The sequence below is a fragment of the Flavobacterium sp. genome (assembly GCF_032153895.1).
Lineage (GTDB): Bacteria > Bacteroidota > Bacteroidia > Flavobacteriales > Flavobacteriaceae > Flavobacterium.
Map to the genome: position 1 here is coordinate 59,381 of NZ_JALDYN010000009.1, position 20,102 is coordinate 79,482.

21 protein-coding genes are annotated in these 20,102 nt (G+C 38.2%); 13 read left to right on the plus strand and 8 right to left on the minus strand.

Annotation, left to right across the window (positions count from 1 at the left end; translation table 11 throughout):
• Positions 1–78: 78 nt before the first annotated feature.
• The gene (locus tag RUH60_RS05425; protein ID WP_313806204.1) at positions 79–627 is read right to left on the minus strand and encodes a hypothetical protein; all 549 of its coding nucleotides are present in this window, start codon (positions 625–627) and stop codon (positions 79–81) included.
• Between the two features lie 146 nt (positions 628–773).
• Here RUH60_RS05425 and RUH60_RS05430 point away from each other — a divergent pair, with 146 nt between their 5' ends.
• From RUH60_RS05430 to RUH60_RS05455, 6 genes are all read left to right on the plus strand, one after another.
• Complete coding sequence (locus RUH60_RS05430; protein ID WP_409559654.1) at positions 774–1,712, plus strand: LD-carboxypeptidase; 939 nt, start codon at positions 774–776, stop codon at positions 1,710–1,712.
• Entirely contained in the window at positions 1,712–2,071 is a 360-nt protein-coding gene (locus tag RUH60_RS05435; protein ID WP_313806205.1) for a YraN family protein, read from the plus strand. The genes RUH60_RS05430 and RUH60_RS05435 overlap by 1 nt, the downstream gene beginning before the upstream one ends.
• An 80-nt stretch (positions 2,072–2,151) precedes the next feature.
• Positions 2,152–2,811 carry an aspartate kinase gene (locus RUH60_RS05440; protein WP_313806207.1) on the plus strand — a complete coding sequence of 220 codons (660 nt, stop codon included), beginning with the start codon at positions 2,152–2,154 and terminating at the stop codon, positions 2,809–2,811.
• A gap of 88 nt (positions 2,812–2,899) precedes the next feature.
• The gene (locus RUH60_RS05445) at positions 2,900–5,095 is read left to right on the plus strand and encodes a M12 family metallo-peptidase (RefSeq protein ID WP_313806208.1); all 2,196 of its coding nucleotides are present in this window, start codon (positions 2,900–2,902) and stop codon (positions 5,093–5,095) included.
• An 81-nt stretch (positions 5,096–5,176) separates the two neighbouring features.
• Positions 5,177–5,599, plus strand: a complete 423-nt coding sequence (locus tag RUH60_RS05450) for a hypothetical protein (protein WP_313806210.1) — start codon at positions 5,177–5,179, stop codon at positions 5,597–5,599.
• 77 nt (positions 5,600–5,676) lie between these two features.
• Positions 5,677–6,138: a septal ring lytic transglycosylase RlpA family protein gene (locus tag RUH60_RS05455; protein WP_313806212.1), complete on the plus strand. Its 462-nt coding sequence runs from the start codon at positions 5,677–5,679 to the stop codon at positions 6,136–6,138.
• Between the two features lie 6 nt (positions 6,139–6,144).
• On the opposite strand, the gene RUH60_RS05460 is transcribed toward RUH60_RS05455, so the two are convergent.
• A complete protein-coding gene (locus tag RUH60_RS05460) occupies positions 6,145–6,888 on the minus strand; it encodes a hypothetical protein (RefSeq protein ID WP_313806214.1) in 744 nt (247 codons plus the stop codon).
• A gap of 13 nt (positions 6,889–6,901) precedes the next feature.
• A complete protein-coding gene (locus RUH60_RS05465; RefSeq protein ID WP_313806216.1) occupies positions 6,902–7,369 on the minus strand; it encodes a CYTH domain-containing protein in 468 nt (155 codons plus the stop codon).
• A 95-nt stretch (positions 7,370–7,464) separates the two neighbouring features.
• Here RUH60_RS05465 and RUH60_RS05470 point away from each other — a divergent pair, with 95 nt between their 5' ends.
• Both RUH60_RS05470 and dinB read left to right on the plus strand, forming a co-directional pair.
• Positions 7,465–9,483, plus strand: a complete 2,019-nt coding sequence (locus RUH60_RS05470) for a recombinase (protein ID WP_313806218.1) — start codon at positions 7,465–7,467, stop codon at positions 9,481–9,483.
• Positions 9,484–9,492: 9 nt separating this feature from the next.
• A complete protein-coding gene (gene dinB, locus RUH60_RS05475) occupies positions 9,493–10,575 on the plus strand; it encodes a DNA polymerase IV (protein ID WP_313806219.1) in 1,083 nt (360 codons plus the stop codon).
• A gap of 53 nt (positions 10,576–10,628) precedes the next feature.
• Here dinB and pyk read toward each other — a convergent pair whose 3' ends face one another.
• The 5 genes from pyk to RUH60_RS05500 form a co-directional block, all read right to left on the minus strand.
• A complete protein-coding gene (gene pyk, locus RUH60_RS05480) occupies positions 10,629–12,059 on the minus strand; it encodes a pyruvate kinase (RefSeq protein ID WP_313806220.1) in 1,431 nt (476 codons plus the stop codon).
• Between the two features lie 4 nt (positions 12,060–12,063).
• The gene (locus RUH60_RS05485; protein ID WP_313806222.1) at positions 12,064–12,549 is read right to left on the minus strand and encodes an IPExxxVDY family protein; all 486 of its coding nucleotides are present in this window, start codon (positions 12,547–12,549) and stop codon (positions 12,064–12,066) included.
• A 94-nt stretch (positions 12,550–12,643) separates the two neighbouring features.
• A complete protein-coding gene (gene rnc / locus RUH60_RS05490) occupies positions 12,644–13,393 on the minus strand; it encodes a ribonuclease III (RefSeq protein WP_313806224.1) in 750 nt (249 codons plus the stop codon).
• A 6-nt stretch (positions 13,394–13,399) separates the two neighbouring features.
• The gene (gene fabF / locus RUH60_RS05495) at positions 13,400–14,653 is read right to left on the minus strand and encodes a beta-ketoacyl-ACP synthase II (protein WP_313806225.1); all 1,254 of its coding nucleotides are present in this window, start codon (positions 14,651–14,653) and stop codon (positions 13,400–13,402) included.
• 192 nt (positions 14,654–14,845) lie between these two features.
• Entirely contained in the window at positions 14,846–15,082 is a 237-nt protein-coding gene (locus tag RUH60_RS05500) for an acyl carrier protein (RefSeq protein ID WP_026980165.1), read from the minus strand.
• A gap of 200 nt (positions 15,083–15,282) precedes the next feature.
• On the opposite strand from RUH60_RS05500, the gene purN reads away from it, so the two are divergent.
• Genes purN through RUH60_RS05525 form a run of 5 tightly spaced genes read left to right on the plus strand, consistent with a single transcriptional unit; the run spans position 15,283 to position 19,959 of the window.
• Complete coding sequence (purN, locus tag RUH60_RS05505; RefSeq protein ID WP_313806233.1) at positions 15,283–15,843, plus strand: phosphoribosylglycinamide formyltransferase; 561 nt, start codon at positions 15,283–15,285, stop codon at positions 15,841–15,843.
• Between the two features lie 46 nt (positions 15,844–15,889).
• Positions 15,890–16,369 carry a ribonuclease HI gene (rnhA, locus tag RUH60_RS05510; protein ID WP_313806235.1) on the plus strand — a complete coding sequence of 160 codons (480 nt, stop codon included), beginning with the start codon at positions 15,890–15,892 and terminating at the stop codon, positions 16,367–16,369.
• An 18-nt stretch (positions 16,370–16,387) separates the two neighbouring features.
• On the plus strand, positions 16,388–17,014 hold the full coding sequence (locus RUH60_RS05515) for an START domain-containing protein (protein WP_313806237.1): 627 nt from the start codon (positions 16,388–16,390) through the stop codon (positions 17,012–17,014).
• 57 nt (positions 17,015–17,071) lie between these two features.
• A complete protein-coding gene (locus RUH60_RS05520) occupies positions 17,072–18,001 on the plus strand; it encodes a PfkB family carbohydrate kinase (RefSeq protein WP_313806239.1) in 930 nt (309 codons plus the stop codon).
• Between the two features lie 59 nt (positions 18,002–18,060).
• Positions 18,061–19,959 (plus strand): amidophosphoribosyltransferase, encoded by a 1,899-nt coding sequence (locus RUH60_RS05525; protein ID WP_313806241.1) that lies wholly within the window; start codon positions 18,061–18,063, stop codon positions 19,957–19,959.
• Positions 19,960–20,102: the final 143 nt, after the last annotated feature.

A 20,102-nucleotide genomic window follows, 5' to 3' on the forward strand; every position in this document is an offset into this window, starting at 1 on the left:
GCAACCTTTTATAAGTAAGAGGAATAATCCGTTCTTAAAGGTATAAAAAAACCACCTTTTTAGGTGGTTGTGTTTTTTTTATGGTAACGGATCGCCTACTTTAACATCGCAGCGGTGGCCTTCCTGTCCGTGAGCCGGATTGGCTTTACCTTGCCAGCCCTCTAATGTTTTTTGCGGAACCGCTTTAGGAGCTTCCGTGTTTGGCTGTAGAAGCGACGGAACACTGCTTGGGGCTGTAATATTTTGTACTTGACCATTAGTGGTAGCTGGAGCTGGAGTCATTTTGATGGATTGCGTGTTGCTTGGAGCTGCTGGTTTGCTATTTAGTGGTGCGCCAACCGCAATATCACAACGGTGTCCGGGTTGTCTGTGTGGTGGATTCATGCCAGGTTTGGTGGCCGGAACTGAAGCAGTTGAAGCGTTAGTGTTAGGTTGAACAGTTGTTGTATTCGCCATCGGATTGATTTGCGCCGGAGCTGCCATGCTTTTTAACTGAGCTTCATATGATGAGGCAACAGCAGCCGTAACACTATCCGATTTTTTGGCATCGATTTTATCGGAAGCTTTATTTTCTTTTTGACAAGATACAAAAGCTGTTAAAGCAGCAAGAAATAGTATTTTTTTCATTGTGTGTCTGATTTTTTCCAAAAATAGGAATTAGTTTCTTCTTATTGGTTATTAAAAAAGTTAAAATAAAGTTCTAACTTTAAGTGCAGTAAGTTATTCATTCTATGCGAAAGAGGATTTCATTTTTAAAAATGGTATTGGCAGCTATGGTAATTATAGTTAGCTTTGAAGGATATTCTCAAAAACGCATGAAAATTCCACCCTATTTAAAAAAAGGCGATACGGTAGCCATTGTTTGTACCGCTAGAAAATTTTTCCCTGAAGATGCTAAACCAGCCATAGAATTGCTTGAATCCTGGGGTTTGAAAGCCAAATTAGGAAAAACTATCGGGTTAGACAGTTGTCAGTTAGGAGGAACCGATAAGGAACGCGCTGCCGATTTGCAAGACATGCTCGATGATGACAATATCAAAGCCATTTGGTGTGCGCGTGGCGGCTACGGAACCGTTCGGATTATTGACAGTCTGGATTTTACAAAATTTAAAAAGCATCCAAAATGGATTATGGGTTTTAGCGACGTAACCGTATTGCACAGTCATTTGAATACCTTAGGGGTTGCGAGTTTGCATTCGATTATGCCGTTTACCGTTCCAAAAGCACCGGAAGAAGTGAAGGAAACCTTGCGAAAAGCATTGTTTGGTGAAAATTTAACTTACGAAGTTGAAACTCGAGGTTATGAGATTAAGGGTAAAACGAAAGGGCAATTAGTTGGGGGAAATCTTTCTATCTTATATAGTTTGTTAGGTTCAAAATCGTCCTTGGATACCAAAGGAAAAATTCTTTTCATTGAAGATTTGGATGAATATCTGTACCACATCGACCGAATGATGCAGAACCTGAAGCGCAATGGTTATTTTGAAAATTTGAAAGGATTAATCGTCGGAAGTATGACGGACATGCACGATAATGAAATTCCGTTTGGGCAGAATGAAGTGGCCATCATCACTGAAATTGCTAAAGAATACAATATTCCGGTCTGTTTTTATTTCCCATCTGGTCATCAAAAAGACAATCGAACATTGCTTTTAGGAAAAGAAGTAGAATATGAAGTAAACAATGATAAAATCGTTTTGAAGTTTTTATAATGGCTTCGCATAACGATTTGGGAAAAGAAGGAGAAGATGTAGCTGTTGCTTTTCTTCAGGATAAAGGATATGTGGTTTTAGAAAGGAATTGGGTGTTTCAAAAAGCCGAGATTGATATCATTGCTCAAAAAAGTGATAAGTTAATTGTTGTTGAAGTGAAAACCAGAACTTCAGCAGTGTTTGGAGATCCACAAAATTTTGTAAATCCTAAAAAAATTCAATTATTGTTAAAGGCTGTTAATGAATATGTTAGTTTAAAAAACATTGAAAACAGTATCCGTTTTGATATTATTGCCATAACCAAAGACGCAACCAATTTGCAAATTGAGCATCTTGAAGATGCATTTTATTACTTTTAACATTGTTATAACTTTAACAAATTGTTTTTAATTGTATATTGCCAAAATTTTTTAAACACAACAGATTAAACCATTTTTCCATGAAAACTATTTCTTCGGTAGTTGAAAACTATATTAAAAACAAGCCTTTCTTGCTTAATGGACTTTCTTTAGGGATTGTTAATCTAACTTCTTTAGCTCGCGTAATGCAGGCGGAATTGGAGCAGGAAATGGATAAAGAGGTAAAGCAAGGTGCTATCGTAATGGCTTTAAAACGTCTGTCGGAAGAGCTTGAATTTAAATTGAACCATAAGGTAGAGCGAGTATTAAAAAACTTGGGAGAAATTACCGTTCGTTCTTCATTAGTGGATTACAATTTCACCATTAACCCTCGAGTATTGAGTCGTCAAGCGGATTTTATTTCAGAAATCAGTAGCTATCCGGATGTGTTTTATACATCATCCCGAGGCGTGAATGAAACGAATATCATCGTGAGTGATTCGGTTAGTCATTTAATGGAAAAGCATTTTGAAGATGAAAAATGGCTGCAAAATGTGGATAAACTGGCTTCCGTAACGGTTAAATTACCAAAAGATAACGTGGGAGTTCCGGGATTGTTTTATTATGTTTTCCAACGTTTGGCTTGGGAAGGTATCAATATCTGTGAAGTGATTTCTACAAATTTCGAATTTACGATCATTGTAAGTGAAGAACAAGTGGATTTGGCCTTTAAAGTTATTAAAGATCTGAAAAACATATAAAAAAGAAAGAAAAACGATATTTTCTTTAAAAAAGGGTTAATTTTTTTAAAAAAAAGTTATTTTTGGCAACAACTAAAACTAACTGAAAATGAAAAAATTAACCCAAATTTTTGCTCTTTTTTGTTGTGTTTGCGTCTTTGGACAAAATAAAATTGCCCAAAGAATACAAGAATTGAAAGATTCCAAAGCAGATTTTGCAACAATCACACCTCTACAAGTAAAGTCAGAGCAGCCTAGTGAAGCTATTCGTAAAACGGTTTCAGATGCACAAATTGCAACAATCGATTTTACGACAGTTAATGGATTGATCAATAATCCGAAAGAAACCCTTAAGGTTAACATTCCATATCGTAATCAGACCCTTACCGTATTGCTTTTCAGGGCAACAATCTTTGCTGAAGGATTTCACGCAGATACTGACAAACAAAAAAATATCAGCTACACACCAGGCTTATATTACAAAGGAATCATCGAAGGAGATTCAAATTCATTAGTATCATTCAACTTTTTTAACAACGAATTGAATGCTGTGATTTCAAGTTCGGCTTTGAGTAATTTAGTGATTGGTAAAATAGATAAGGCTGGAAATACTTCGGATTACATTATTTACGAAGACCAGAAAATGCTTGTTGCTAACGATGCCGAATGTCATACATCAGATGAAGTAAGTAAAGAATTTGAAAAGCAAATAGCTGAAGCAAGCAGATCGACTCAAAGTTTAAAATGTGTGACAACGTATTTTGAAATAGATAATAATTTGTTTGTAGCTAACGGAAGTAATACCACCACGACCTTAAACTGGATGACATCGGTTTTCAATAACATGCAAACCTTGTATAATAACAGTGGAATTACAGTGTCGTTAAAGTCAACTTACATTTGGACGGCACAAGATCCTTATGAGGGAATAGGTACAAGTTCTGGGGATTATCTTTATAAATTTAAAGAGGTTCGACCGGTTTTTGATGGAGATGTTGGGCAGTTAGTAGGAATTGACGCAGGCGGTTTAGGTGGTGTATCTATGGGGATAGGACAACTTTGTAGTACCAACAACTATGTGTATTCCGATGTAAATTTAAGCTACTCTACAGTTCCTACGTATTCTTGGACAATACAGGTGGTTACACATGAATTTGGGCATAATTTAGGTTCGCGTCATACGCATGCCTGTGCGTGGAATGGTAACAATACAGCAATTGATAATTGTGCACCACAAGCTATAGGGCCAACATCAGAGGGGTATTCCTGTATGACAACTCCGCCAACGATACCTTCTTCTTCTACAAAAGGAACAATCATGAGTTATTGTCATTTGGTAAGTGGTGTCGGGATTAGTTTTAATAATGGATTTGGAACACAACCAGCAAATGCGATCATTAATTTTGTTAATGGTAGAGGTTGTTTAAGTACAGATTGTGTTAATACTTGTATCAATGGTGTGTCGGATATTAATGCAGGTTTCAATGTTGGAACATCAACTGTAACCGTAACATGGACAGATATAACATCGGAAGATGCGTGGCAGGTAGATATTTTGCCAATGACAAATAACACGCCAGGTTGGACAAGTGTTTCTACAAACAGTTATACAGAAACAGGATTGACACCTAACACATATTATAGATTCAGAGTGAGGCCTAACTGCGGGAGTCTTATTCCAATGACTCGTGAATATATATTCTTGACAGCTGCGGACTATTGTAATAATATTACTTTAACAGATACTGGTGGCGCAACAGGAGAGTATGGTGACAATCAGAGTTTTGTTCGCACTTTAATTCCTAATTTGTCTAATAATAAAATCCGTTTAGAATTCACTAGTTTTAATTTAGAGAATAATTATGATTATTTCTTTGTTTATGATGGATCGAGCACAGCTGCAACATCATTTAATCCAAACGGATATACCGGTTTTGTTATCCCAGGGCCATTCGAGTCTACAGCTGCAGACGGAGCCTTAACCATCCGTTTCTTTTCAGATGGTGGTGTAACAGCTGCAGGGTGGGAAGCGTCAACCAGTTGTATCACAACCTTAGGTTTAGGAGAGAACAACTATATCGACTATTCGTATTATCCGAATCCAACCAATGGTTTGGTGACGGTACAATCCAAAGGAATGATTGAAGAAATTAAGGTGTACAATGTAGAAGGACGATTACTGTACGACACCAAAGTGAATAATTTGACAACGAATGTTGATCTTTCTTCCTTCGCCACAGGAGCTTACTTCTTTAAAATGAAGACAGAAGGACAAATAGTCAACTTCAAAATAATGAAACAATAAATTTTCAAAACCCGTTAATTCACAATTAGCGGGTTTTTTATTTTAATTTCAATATATTTGTTATTCATCAAAACCAAAATTATGTACGAAATTATTCAAAAAGCACATTCTGGAATCGCTTATTTGGCCTTGTTAGTTCTTGTAATTGCAGTAATCAATTCTTTTGCAGGTTTTTTAGGGAAAAAGGTTTTCGAAAAGAAAGACCGAATGATAGCGTTGTTCGCGTTAATATTCTGTCACTTGCAGCTTTTGCTTGGTTTTGTAACTTATTTCGTTTCGCCTTTAGGATTTAATCTTTTAGGGAATATGGAAACCGAAGCACGTTTAACGTCTTTGGAGCATCCTATCATGAACATTTTGGCCATTGCACTAATTACTATCGGATGGTCAAAACATAAAAAAGAGACTACTGATTTAGGAAAATTCAAAAAAATAGCCTTTTTATATATGGCTGGATTGCTTTTAATTTTAAGTAGAATACCTTGGACGAACTGGTTCAATTAAAAATTTAGAATGCCCTTTATCCGGGCATTTTTTGTCTGTGGCATGTTTATTGTAAGAAAATCGACAAAATAGCAATTATGAATAAAGTTATAGCTCCAATCTTTTTACTATTCTTAGCGGTATTTTTTGCCAGTAGTTTTACCAGTGATAAAATTCAAGTTGCCCGTGCTGAGGTATTGACCCAAGTACAAGATACGATAATACCGGACTCTTTAGCGTTACAACCGAAGTTTAAACCTTTCAAAAAAGCAGTTCACGCGTCGTATTACCACGATAAATTCAACGGAAGAAAAACGGCAAGCGGCAAACGTTTTGACAATTCCAAATTAACAGCAGCGCATAAAAAATTGCCATTCGGAACCAAAGTTAGAGTCACTAATCCGATTAATAAAAAATCTGTTGTTGTAACCATTACCGATCGTGGTCCTTTCACACGCGGACGTGAAATCGATTTGTCCAAAAAAGCCTTTACAGACATTACCCACGCCAAAGGCAGGGGTTTCTTGAATGTGGATTTAGATATTGTAAAAGAACAGTAAAACGAATTACTTGAACATCTCGATAATTTTAGCATGTTCTTTTGTAGCATCTTCTTGATACGCCTTTTTTAAATTTTCTGAAGACCGAAAAGACTCAATCTTAGCATCGAATAACGTTTGTACTTCTTTGTCGACTGTTTTGAAGTGATTAGCTATTAATTTAGTAGCTTCAAAGTATAAAATGTATTGCGTTGGAATGTTGTCCAATCGTTTGAAGAAAATTCGCTTACATCCTAATTGCTTTAAAATTTCATATACATTTTCGTTTTTAGGCGAATTGGCAAGTTGAATTTTATAAACAGCATCATTTATTTTTTCACCATTGCGAAGGTAAACTCCTAAAAGGAAGGACATTTTTTTCTCTTTAGAATCGAAAAGTGATTTTTTTAAGGTGTTTTCATCATAAAAAGCATTCATTTTCGATGCCAATTCCTCAGAAATAAAACAGTTTTTTTCTTCCTTGAGTTGTATTCCGAAATCTTTTTTTGCGATACTGTCAACATATCGCATCAGTGTTTTTTCGTGCGGATAATACCGATCAAACTGATTTCCCTTTGTCACATAATTATGACTGATATAATCGTTTAAAGTACCGAGCAATAAAAAAGTGCTGTTCACAGTAATCAGCGTGTCGGTTTCTGTTTTCTTGCCAATTGTTACGCCACTAATCGTTGGTTTCTTTTCTTGTGAAAAAGATTGAGACGGAAGCAACCAAAACAGAATAAGAATTAGGACAACTTTGCTTTTCATTTTGAAAAAGAATTTACCAGGTTAAGAATGGGCTTTTACTCAAATACGCATTATAATACCGCTCGTCGACGGTAACTTCAGTGCCCAACCAAGAAGGTTTTTCAAAGGTTTCGTTTTCGTCAGATAACTCGATTTCGGCAACAATTAAGCCTTTGTTTTCGCCATCAAAAACATCCACTTCGTAAATGTGTTTTCCCACCGGAATCTCATATCGGATTTTGTCGATGCTTCCTTTTTCGCAAAGAGGTAATAAGTGCTCAGCTTCTGTTAGAGAGATTTCTTTTTCCCACTCAAAACGGGAAGCGCCGGTTTCATTACTTTTTCCTTTGATGGTCAGAAAACCTTGGTCGCCTTTTATTCTAATGCGTACGGTTCGTTCGGGGTTGGTGTTTAAGTACCCCTGAACAATTCGTGTCTGACGAATGGCTTGCGATTTAAAATCCGCATTGATAACCAGAAATTTGCGTTCTATTTCCTGCATTTTGAAAAAAAATTAACATAAATTAGGAGCAAGTTAAGAAAAATAAAAACCCCAAATCGTATTTTTACAGAGTACTACTACACGATATGTAATTTATGAATTTAGCAAGGCGGAAAAAAACCACGAATAGTATAGAAAATCTCTTTCTTCAGCACTTTGGTGACGGACGGTATTCGGCTTCCGGAGATTTAGATTTTTTGGTACATCTGGCTCAGTATTTCCGACCTTCCAAGCCGAAAGACGCCAATGTTTCGATTCAGGAACTGCTGATTTTTTTAGCCGAAAATCCAATCGAGAAAGGTGTTTTTATCCAATACATCCGTCAGATTTTTACCAACCGTAAATTCAATAGATTGTTGTCGGATGCTGGTATTTTGCAAGATTCAGACTTTATTTACGAAGTAAGGAAGCGATTGTTTGCTAAAGTATTGCCCTATCAGCCGGAACGTGAAACCTTGGAATACGTTTTGAATCAGGTTTTTTTCATGGATACCGATACTGTTTGGGTGAATAAAATTCCGAAAGAAGAATTGTACCGATTGCTGCACTTGCTTACCTATTCCGATATATTTAATTCTTCTAAAGAACTTTCACCTTTATCCGAAATTCTCAATGCGATGGGCTTACTCTCCCAACGGATGAGTGGTCGCGCTATGGAAAACGGTGTGATTAAAATGGTGCCGGAATACGATGCCTTTGATAGTCCGTTTGTAGCAATGGAAAAGGAATTTCTTCATATTGAACAGGAAATCAGACAATCCCACTTTATAACGGGTGACAATCAGCATTACAAACAATTTATTATTCTTCATAAGCAATGCGAGGATTATGTCGAGAAAGCCTTCGGGAACAGTTCTAAATACGGAATTTCCCTGAAAGTGAACCAAAGTTTGTTGCGTATTCGTCAGCAGTTGTACCGTTTAAAAATATTGATGCCGCTCTTGATTGTCAATCAGGAAGTTGATAAAATTGAAAATACTATTCAACTCGGTCTGAAACTAATTAAGTACAATTGTTTTAAAAATAATGTTGGTAAACTGATTAATGAAAGTACGCAGTTGTTATCGTACGAAATCACCCAACACACTGCCAGAACCGGAGAGCATTATATTACCGAAACCGGCCGCGAGTATTTTCAAATGCTTAAAGCAGCGATGGGAGCGGGTTTGGTTGTAGGGATTTTGTGTATCCTGAAAGTACTCTTAGGAAAAATTGAAACCAGTTATTTCGGCCATGCTTTTCTATACAGTATGAATTACGCTTTAGGGTTTATCACCATCTTTTTAATGGGATTTGCCTTAGCCACCAAGCAGCCGGCGATGACTGCTACCACGATAGCCAAAGCCCTGGAAAACGGTATGAAAAAACCCAATAAGAATGGCGAAAAACACAGTTCGTTCGCACATCTATTCGCACGGCTTTTCCGTTCTCAGTTCATTGCTTTTGTTGGGAATGTGATTGTGGCTTTTCCTGTTTCATTAGTTGGAATTTGGTTGATTGACCTCACCTTTCACAGCAATATCGCCGAAACAAAGTGGAACAAATTGCTTACTGATGCCAGCCCCGTAGATTCTCCGGCCATTTTTCATGCCGCGATTGCCGGTGTGTTTTTGTTTCTTTCCGGAATTATTTCGGGCAGTGTTTCCAACCGTAACAAGCACCAGCAAGTCTATTACCGAATTCAGGAACATCCGTTTTTAAAAATCACCTTTGGTATTGAGAAAACACGAAATTTTGCCAAATGGATTGAAAACAATTGGGCTGGCGTGATATCCAACTTTTGGTTTGGGGTTTTTATGGGAAGTACAGCTTCTGTTGGCGCTTTTTTAGGTTTGAATCTCGATATCCGACACATTACTTTCGTGAGTGGTAACTTAGCCTTAGGACTTTACGGTGCTCATTTTACCGTGACCACCTGGATGCTGTTTTGGGGAATTTTAGGCGTTGCCGTTATCGGATTTGTCAATTTTGCCGTGAGTTTTTCCTTGTCTTTAGGCTTGGCGTTGCGTTCCCGAAATATTCCACTAACAGAAATTCGGTTTTTGAATAAAGCGATTTGGCGTTATTTCAAAAGAAATCCGTCGGCATTTTTCTTTCCCGTAAAAGTGAAGTAATTTTAAGCAATGGAACCGATTGCCAAATTGCGGAAAATCATACACGTCGATATGGATGCTTTTTATGCTTCCGTAGAACAAATGGACAATCCGGAACTCAAAGGAAAGCCATTGGCGGTAGGTGGAAGCGAAGTGCGTGGTGTCGTTTCAGCAGCAAGCTATGAGGCGCGTAAGTTTGGTGTTCGAAGTGCGATGAGCGGCTATACAGCCAAGAAATTATGTCCGGAATTAATCTTTGTCCGACCGCGTTTTGACCGTTATAAAGAAATCTCCAAGAAAATCCGAAAGATCTTTTTAGACTACACCGATTTGGTCGAACCGCTTTCTCTCGACGAAGCTTATCTTGATGTAACCGAGAATAAAAAAGGAATTCCAAGTGCTACATTGATTGCTCAGGAAATTCGCAAGCGCATTTTTGAAGAAGTCGGTCTGACAGCTTCTGCGGGAATTTCAGTCAATAAATTTGTGGCTAAAATAGCTTCCGATTACAACAAACCGAACGGGCAAAAAACCGTCAATCCGGATGAAGTCGAAGCATTTTTGGAAGCACTCGATATTAAAAAGTTTTATGGTGTCGGGAAAGTGACGGCCGAGAAAATGTATCAGCTTGGAATTTTTACAGGAGCCGATTTGAAATCCAAATCGATTGAATATTTAGAGGAACATTTCGGAAATAGCGGAAAATCGTTTTACAATCTGGCACGAGGCATCAGTTTTAGTCAGGTAAAACCAAACAGAACTCTTAAATCGGTTGGAGCCGAACGAACCTTTTCCACCAATTTATCTTCCGAGGTATACATGGAAGAGCGCTTGGAAAACATTGCTAAGGAATTAGAAAAGCGTTTACAGAAAAGCAAAATTGCCGGAAAAACAGTAACCCTGAAAATTAAATATTCGGATTTTACACTGCAAACCCGAAGCAAAACGTTGCCGTATTTTATATCTGATAAAAGTCTGATTCAGGAAACAGCAAAAGAATTGTTGTATCAGGAGCGGTTGAAGGAATCGGTACGGTTACTCGGAATTTCGCTGCACAATCTGAATACGGAAGCCAAAAAAGCAGTTGTTGTTCAGTTGAAGTTTGACTTTTAAGCAAAAAAAATCCGTCAGCAAAACCAACGGATTTATAATTATTTATGCTTCAATTATTCGATTTCAGAAATGCGAAGTGTATTGACCATTCCTTTAGCAGTAACTGGCATGGCAGCTAAATTTACCAATAAGTCGCCGTCTTTTACAAATCCTTTTGCTTTACAAATGGCATTGATGTCGTCGATGGTGTCATCGGTACTTACAAATTTGTCGTATAAAAAGGCATGAACACCCCAAAGTAAATTCAACTGCGTTAAAATTCGTTTGTTAGAAGTGAAAACCAAAACATGCGCATGCGGACGCCAAGCTGAAACCTGAAATGCCGTATAACCGCTGTTTGTTAAGGTTGTAATTGCTTTAGCATTGATGTCGTTGGCTAAAGTCGCTCCGTGATAACAAATGTTTTTGGTGATATAACGATTCGTTTTAATTTGAGGTTGGTTTTGCGGCACCTGAATTAATGGGGAATCTTCCACACTTTCGATAATTTTGGTCATCGTTTCAATTACCTGAACCGGATAATTACCCACGGAAGTTTCTCCGGAAAGCATCACCGCATCAGCACCATCCATCACAGAATTCGCAACGTCGTTTACTTCTGCACGGGTTGGAGTTAAACTGGTAATCATGGTTTCCATCATTTGTGTCGCAATAATTACAGGAATCCTCGCTGTTTTAGCTCTGTGAACCAGTTTCTTTTGAATCAAAGGCACTTCTTCCGCAGGAATTTCCACTCCTAAATCACCGCGAGCCACCATCAATCCGTCGCAATACGCTACTAATTTATCGATGTTAGCAACCGCTTCCGGTTTTTCAATTTTGGCGATAACCGGAATTTTATGATCGGAATTCGCAGCAATTAAATCACGCAAGTCTTTCAAGTCTTCCGGCGTTCTTACAAAGGATAACGCAATCCAATCTACATCAGCCTTAATGGCAAAATGCGCATCACGAATATCTTTTTCCGTTAAAGCAGGAAGCGAAACTTTGGTGTTCGGAAGGTTTACTCCTTTTTTCGATTTTAAAGGACCGCCTTGAATTACAACCGCTTGCACTTCCGTTTTTTTATCGGTTTTAACGACTTCAAAGATTAGTTTTCCATCGTCTAACAAAATACGCTCGCCTGGGTTTACATCTTTCGGAAATTCCTTGTAGTTCATGTAAACCTTTTCGGCTGTTCCCAAAATATCTTCTTTGGTGGTAAAGGTAATTTTGTCGCCTTTGCTTACCACCACATCTTCTTTCATAACACCTACACGCAATTTCGGACCTTGTAAATCAGCCAAAATCGATGTGGTATAACCAAATTCTTCATTCAGTTCTCGAATCATGTTGATGCGCTCCTGCACATCGGTATAATCGGCATGGGAAAAGTTAATTCTAAAAACATTTACACCAGCATCAATCATGTCTTTAAGAATTTCTTTCGTGCTGGTTGCGGGGCCAAGTGTCGCTACAATTTTCGTCTTTTTTCTAGTTGGCATTGTATCAGAATATTAAATTATTTTTCGATTTTAGTTTGTTTTGTTCCAGTTTGTAGGCTGTGGTAATTTGTTTGATACTGAGCAATTCGTCCACCAGTTTTTCCGTGTCAAACCAATCGTCTACCTGTTCGATTTTAATCAGATAATCGACTTTTTTCATTTCAGGAAGCAGAAAAAGATTGGTAGTAACTTCCATCTCAGTTGCTTCAAAAAGTGAAGGAGCTTTGGTTTGGCGGGAAATGACTTTGGTTTTGTTTGGGATTAAATTCCAGTACAATTCATTTTCCTCGTCATCAAACACAAATCGGGTGAAATGACTTTTGCCTTCCGGAATTTGGATGCCGATGTCTTTTTCACTTTTTTCAAACGAAATCCCAAGTTTCTGATTGATGAAATAGGCTAACCGATAATCTTCCAACGAAGAATGGATGGCGATTAGCTCATAATCAACCGAAATGAAATCGTCAATCTGTAATTTGATGATAGCCATTTGCTGTTTTTGTTATGTAAATATACTACATTAAACATTGAAATAAACAGCTGTGTTGGTTGTTAACGATAATTTAGTAACCGGGTTGTTGTAGTTAGTTGTTTTTGGTGCTGATTTTTTCCTGAAAAGCAAAATAGGCGCGTTGCGAAGCTTTTTCTTCCGCTTTTTTCTTGGAAGTGGCTCGGGCACGGGCTACAATTTTGCCATCGATGGTTAATTTGACACCGAAATATTTGACACCTTCGTTACCGCTGTCTTCAAAAACATCGTAATGGAAGGATTTTTTTTCTTTTTGACACCATTCAATCACCAAACTTTTATAACTGATGACTTTGCCTTCCAGTTTCGGAATGTCAACGTAGGGTTTGATTACTTTTTTGTGGATAAATTTTTCGCAATAGGAATACCCTTTATCTAAATAAATTGCACCTACAAAAGCTTCGAATAAATTACCGTGAATGTTTTCCCCGAAATGTTGTGCAGAGACTTTACTTTCTACGTATTTGATGAGATTTAAATCTTTACCCAATTCATTCAAATGATCGCGGCTTACGATTTTGGAACGCATTTTTGTCAGATAGCCCTCATCACCCGTTGGAACTTCATTAAATAAATGTGCAGCAATAACTGAACCCAGCATCGCATCGCCTAAAAATTCTAAACGTTCGTAGTTTAACGGATTGCCTTTTTCATCGATTCTGTTCATGGAACGATGTGTGAAAGCGGTTTTGTAATGTTGAATATCAATTGGCTGAAAACCAAGAATTTTCTGAAGCGCATCAAAAAAAATCCCGTCTTCAACAGAGCGGGAATTTTGAAATATTTTTTTGATGATTTTTTTCATACTATCTTATGAATCCATTTTTTTGAATAAAACACAAGCATTGTGTCCGCCAAAACCAAAAGTATTACTCATAGCCACGCGAACGTCACGTTTTTGAGGTTTGTTTAAGGTAAGGTTTAAACTCGGATCAATGTTTTCATCCACCACAGTATGATTGATGGTTGGCGGAACGATACCGTGTTGCATGGCTAAAATTGAAGCAATCGCCTCAATAGCACCGGCAGCCCCTAACAAGTGACCCGTCATCGATTTTGTGGAATTGATATTGATGTTTTTTGCGTGATCTCCAAAAACAGCGCTAATGGCTTTCAATTCGGCTACATCACCAAGAGGAGTTGAAGTTCCGTGGGTGTTGATGTGGTCAACGTCTTCCGGATTCATCCCAGCATCTCTCAAACAGTTTTTCATTACGGCAATTACACCAATTCCTTCCGGATGTGGAGCGGTTAAATGGTACGCATCAGATGATAATCCGCCACCGCCAACTTCACAGTATATTTTTGCACCACGCGCTTTTGCGTGTTCGTATTCTTCTAAAACCAAAGCACCGGCTCCTTCTCCTAAAACGAATCCGTCACGGGTTGCGTCAAAAGGTCTTGAAGCGGTTTCAGGACTTTCATTACGGGTAGAAAGCGCCTGCATAGAGTTGAATCCGCCCATTCCGGCAATGGTAACAGCTGCTTCTGAACCTCCGGAAACAATTACATCACACATCCCCAAACGAATGTAGTTAAACGCGTCAACTAACGCATTCGCCGAAGAAGCACAAGCTGAAACTGTCGTATAATTTGGTCCCATAAATCCATTTCGCATCGAAATATGACCTGGAGCAATATCAGCAATCATTTTTGGAATAAAGAAAGGATTGAAACGCGGGGTTCCGTCACCTTTGGCGTAACTCATTACTTCTTCCTGGAACGTTTCTAATCCGCCAATTCCGGCTCCCCAGATAACACCAACGCGGTATTTGTCTACATTTTCAGCAGTAATTCCGGCGTCTTTGATGGCTTCGTCACTGGCGGCTATGGCATATTGTGAGAATTTGTCCAAACGACGAGCTTCTTTACGATCCATATAATCTTCAACGTTGAAGTTTTTTACTTCGCACGCAAATTTGGTCTTATGTTTTTCTGTATCGTAATATGTGATTGGGGCAGCGCCACTTTTCCCGTTAAGCAATCCATCCCAGTATTCCTGAAGATTATTGCCAATCGGGGTTAATGCGCCTAAACCTGTTACTACAACTCGCTTTAATGCCATAAATGTGTCTTTTACAATTGCTTTAAACAAATAATACCCATGTTACTCTTTCTTATGCTGTAAAGGAAACATGGGTAGTTAAGTTTTATTTTCTTGATTGTTCCCAATCAGTAGTATAACTTTTAATCGATACGGACTAAAAATAATAACACCCATGCATTCTTGGAACACATGGGATGTAATTATATGTTATTATTTTTTAGCTTCTTCGATGTAAGAGATAGCCTGACCAACAGTAGAGATGTTCTCAGCTTGGTCGTCTGGAATTTGAATGTCGAATTCTTTTTCGAATTCCATGATTAGCTCAACAGTGTCTAAGGAGTCAGCTCCTAAATCGTTAGTGAAGCTTGCTTCTGATACAACTTCGTTTTCGTCAACACCTAATTTGTCTACGATAATCGCCTTTACTCTTGATGCAATGTCTGACATAATTTTTAATTTTTAAATTTAATTTGTTGGCAAAAATAAAAAACTTTATTTTAAAACAACGTTTTTGTTTCTAAATGTGACTACGAATTTAAAAAAAATAATTTTACAAAGACTTCCATTTTCTATTTAATATCATTTATTATTCTTTTTTTTGCATTGTGAAATTGCTTATTTACTGGGTAATTTAAATTACAGGATAAATGAAAAAAATAGTAATTTTTGCTTCCGGATCGGGTTCCAATGCCGAGAACATCATATTACATTTCAAAAATAAAAGTCAAAGAACCGTAGTCGCGGTATTGACTAACAATTCGCATGCCAAAGTTATTGAGCGTGCTGAAAACCAGAATGTTGAAGCAATTGTTTTTGATAAATCACAACTTAACGACGGAACGATTCTGAATAAAATCAATGCAATCCAGCCTGATTTAATTGTATTGGCGGGTTTTTTGTTGATGTTTCCGAAAGACATTATTGCGCACTATCCGGATAAGGTTATTAATGTCCATCCGGCGCTACTTCCAAAATATGGAGGAAAAGGCATGTATGGAATGAATGTTCATAAAGCCGTTTTAGAAAATAAGGAAAAAGAAACCGGAATCACCATTCATTATGTTAATGAGCATTATGACGAAGGGGCGATTATTTTTCAGGCTTCTGTCAATATTGAAGATTGCAAAGCACCCGAAGAAATTGCTCAGAAAATACACGAGTTGGAGCATGAGCATTTTCCATTAGTAATTGAAGCACTATTAAAGTAAAAGACTTAATTTCTAAAATTTCTAATTTCTAAATTCAAACTTTAAGTTGAGCCACGAAGTTCACATATATACAGATGGTGCTGCCAAAGGGAATCCTGGTCCCGGCGGCTATGGTGTGATTTTGGAATGGGTTGGTAAACCGTATAGAAAAGAATTCTACGAAGGGTTTCGGCTGACCACGAATAACAGAATGGAACTTTTAGCAGTGATTGTCGGGTTAGAAAAACTTAAAAATCCCAATACTAAAGTTTTAGTCGTTTCTGATTCTAAATATGTAGTGGATTCCGTCATGAAAGGTTGGGTGTTCGGCTGGGAAAAAATCGGTTACAAAGGCAAAAAAAATCCCGATTTGTGGATGCGTTTCCTGAAAATTTACCGCAAGCATCAGGTCGATTTCAAATGGATTAAAGGCCACAACAATCATCCGCAGAACGAACGTTGTGATGAATTGGCCGTAATGGCTTCCGGACAAAAAGAACTTTCTGTCGATACTTTTTACGAAAAAGAAGCCGATCAATTGTTTTGATTTTGTTATCTTTAGGAGATGAAAGGCTCCAAAATTCATTTTACACTTCTTGTACTCCTGTTTTTGGTGAGTCTTTTTTCGACTGCTCAAAAAAAATCGAAAACTGAATTAGCCATAGACAAGGAGGGTATCAAAATTTACCTAACCAAATTAGATACAACGCCTTTTAAAGAGTACCGCGCGGTTATGACGGTAAAGGCTAATATTGATACGGTAGCCAAACAAATCCTCGACATCAAAAGCCTTCAAAAGTGGAATTACAAAACCCGAACCAGTGAGTTAATCCGAAAAACTTCCGATACCAGCTGGATTTTTTACATGGTACATCATTTAGGTTGGCCGGTTCAAGATCGCGATCATGTGTCTCGTGTAACTTTGACGAAAAAAGCTAACGAGCAGACCATTACCATTTTACCGGCAAATAATATTGTCAAGGAAAAAGAAGGAATTCTCCGATTAAAGAACTTCAGAGGTTTTTGGTATCTCAAAAAAATTAGCGAAAACCAAACTCTGGTGATACAACAAGTTTATGGAAATCCAGGCGGAAGTATGCCGGCTTTTATGGTAAATATGGTCGTCACCAAAGGACCGTTTGAATCGTTTCGGGAACTGCGAAAGCGAGTCGAAAATCTTAACAAAAAATAGGCTTTTGAGAACCAAAACAAAATCGTACATTTGCAGCTTCTAAAATAAGAAGCTTTTATGAATAAATTATTGATTGTAGGGACAGTAGCTTTTGACGCCATTGAAACACCATTCGGAAAAACCGATAAAATTTTAGGAGGCGCAGGAACCTATATTGGTCTTTCTGCATCGCATTTCAACTTAAAATCTGCAATTGTTTCCGTAGTAGGTGATGATTTCCCGCAAGAATATATCGACTTATTAAAAAACAAAAATATTGATGTTTCCGGTCTTGAAGTGGTTCAGGGCGGAAAAACATTTTTCTGGAGCGGTCGTTACCACAACGATTTGAATTCCAGAGATACTTTAGACACCCAATTGAATGTTTTGGCAGATTTTCAGCCGAAAGTACCAGCCGATTTCAAAAATTCGGATGTGGTGATGTTAGGAAACTTACACCCATTAGTTCAAAGCAGCGTTTTAGACCAAATGGAAGTAAAACCGAAATTAGTAGTTTTAGACACCATGAATTTCTGGATGGACTGTGCATTACCGGAATTGTTAGACGTAATCAAACGTGTAGACGTAATTACCATTAATGATGAAGAAGCGCGTCAGTTATCAGGAGAATATTCGTTGGTAAAAGCAGCAGCTAAAATCCATACGATGGGGCCTAAATATGTGGTAATTAAAAAAGGAGAACACGGAGCGTTATTGTTTAACGAGAAGAACGTTTTCTTTGCACCAGCTTTACCTTTAGAGGAAGTATTCGATCCAACAGGAGCCGGAGATACTTTCGCAGGAGGTTTTGCAGGATACATTACTCAAAGTGAAAATATTTCGTTTGACAATATGAAAAACGCAATCATTTACGGTTCAAATTTGGCTTCGTTTTGCGTGGAAAAATTCGGAACAGAAAGAATGGAAAACTTAAGCAAGGAAGAAGTAGCAACACGTTTGCAACAGTTTAAATCCTTGACCCAGTTTGACATCACTTTAGAAAATTAAAGCATACTTATGAGCCTCGGAAACGGGGCTCTTTTACTTAATACAACAACACAACAACTATGAGCGACGCTTTAAAACACGAGTGTGGCATTGCCCTTTTAAGATTAAAAAAACCTTTAGAATACTACAAGGAAAAGTACGGTACGGCTTTTTACGGCGTACAGAAAATGTACTTGCTGATGGAAAAGCAGCACAACCGTGGTCAGGATGGTGCCGGTCTGGCAAGTATCAAATTAGATGTGGAACCGGGAGAACGCTATATCAGCAGAATTCGTTCGAATCAATCGCAACCGATTCAGGATATTTTTGCGCAAATCAATCAGAGAATCAACGAAGAATTAGAGCATCATCCGGAATATCAGGATAATGTGGCGATGCAAAAAGCCAAAATTCCGTACATCGGCGAATTGTTTTTAGGCCACGTTCGTTATGGAACTTTCGGAAAAAACAGCATTGAAAGCGTACACCCGTTTTTACGTCAGAACAATTGGATGCACCGCAATTTGATTGTGGCCGGAAACTTCAACATGACTAATGTTAAAGAATTGTTTGAGGATTTGGTTCGATTAGGGCAACATCCGAAAGAAATGGCAGATACGGTAACCGTAATGGAAAAAATTGGTCATTTTTTAGACGATGAAGTAACCGATTTGTACCAGGAATGTAAAAACGACGGTTTAAGCAAAAGAGATGCTTCCGCGGTGATTGCTGAAAAATTAAACTTAGGCAGAATCATCCGAAGAGCTTCCAAAAACTGGGATGGTGGATATGCGATGGCAGGATTGTTAGGACATGGCGATGCGTTTGTAACCCGTGATCCGGCAGGAATTCGTCCGGCGTTTTACTACCAGGATGATGAAATCGTGGTTGTGGCTTCGGAACGTCCAGTAATCCAAACCGTTTTCAATGTACCGTTCGATGCAATTCAGGAAATTACACCTGGACATGCTATCATCATCAAAAAAGACGGTCGCGTAATTGACGAGCAGGTTCGCGAAGCTTTACCATTGAAAGCATGTTCATTCGAACGCATTTATTTCTCCAGAGGGAGCGATGCGGAAATCTATAAAGAAAGAAAAGAATTAGGGAAACTGATTTTGCCTTCGGTTTTGGAAGCAGTCAATCAGGATACCGACAACACGGTGTTTTCGTATATTCCCAATACGGCGGAAACTTCATTCTACGGGATGGTGGAAGCGGCCAACGACTTTTTGAACCAACGTAAAATCAACGACATTTTAGCCAACAAAGATTCTCTTTCGGCTGAAAAACTACAGGAGATTTTAGCGGTTAAATTACGTTCAGAAAAAATTGCGATTAAAGACGTAAAACTAAGAACGTTTATCACAGAAGACAGCAGTCGTGACGATATGGTGGCGCACGTTTACGATGTAACCTACGGCGTAGTACAACCAACCGACAATCTGGTTATCATTGATGACAGTATTGTTCGCGGGACAACACTTAAGCAGAGCATCATCAAAATGTTAGACCGATTGCAGCCGAAGAAATTGGTGATTGTGTCTTCCGCGCCACAAATTCGTTATCCGGATTGTTACGGAATTGATATGGCGAAGTTGGAAGGTTTAGTCGCTTTCCGAGCAGCAATGGAACTTTTGAAGGAACGCAATCTGTATCATATTGTAGATGAAGTGTATGCCAAATCAAAAGCGCAGGAACATTTTAACGACAGCGAAGTGGTGAATTATGTAAAAGAAATTTACGCGCCATTCACCGATCAGGAAATCTCCGATAAAATAGCCGAAATGCTAACGGAAGAATCCGTGAAAGCTGAGGTTAAAATCATCTTCCAAACCGTTGAAAATTTACACAAAGCCTGTCCTAAAAATCTGGGCGACTGGTACTTTACCGGAAATTATCCTACAGATGGAGGAAACCGCGTAGTGAACCGAGCTTTCATGAATTTTTACGAAGGAAAAGACGCCCGAGCGTACTAAAAAAGAATAGTTGTGTTTTTCATCGACTTTATATGCAGTTTATCTGATTTATTTGAGTTGAGAAAAACCGTGTCATACATTTGAATCACCATAGCATTAGTAGGTTAAGTTTATGGTAGATTTGGGGCAAAAAGGGTGGAAGC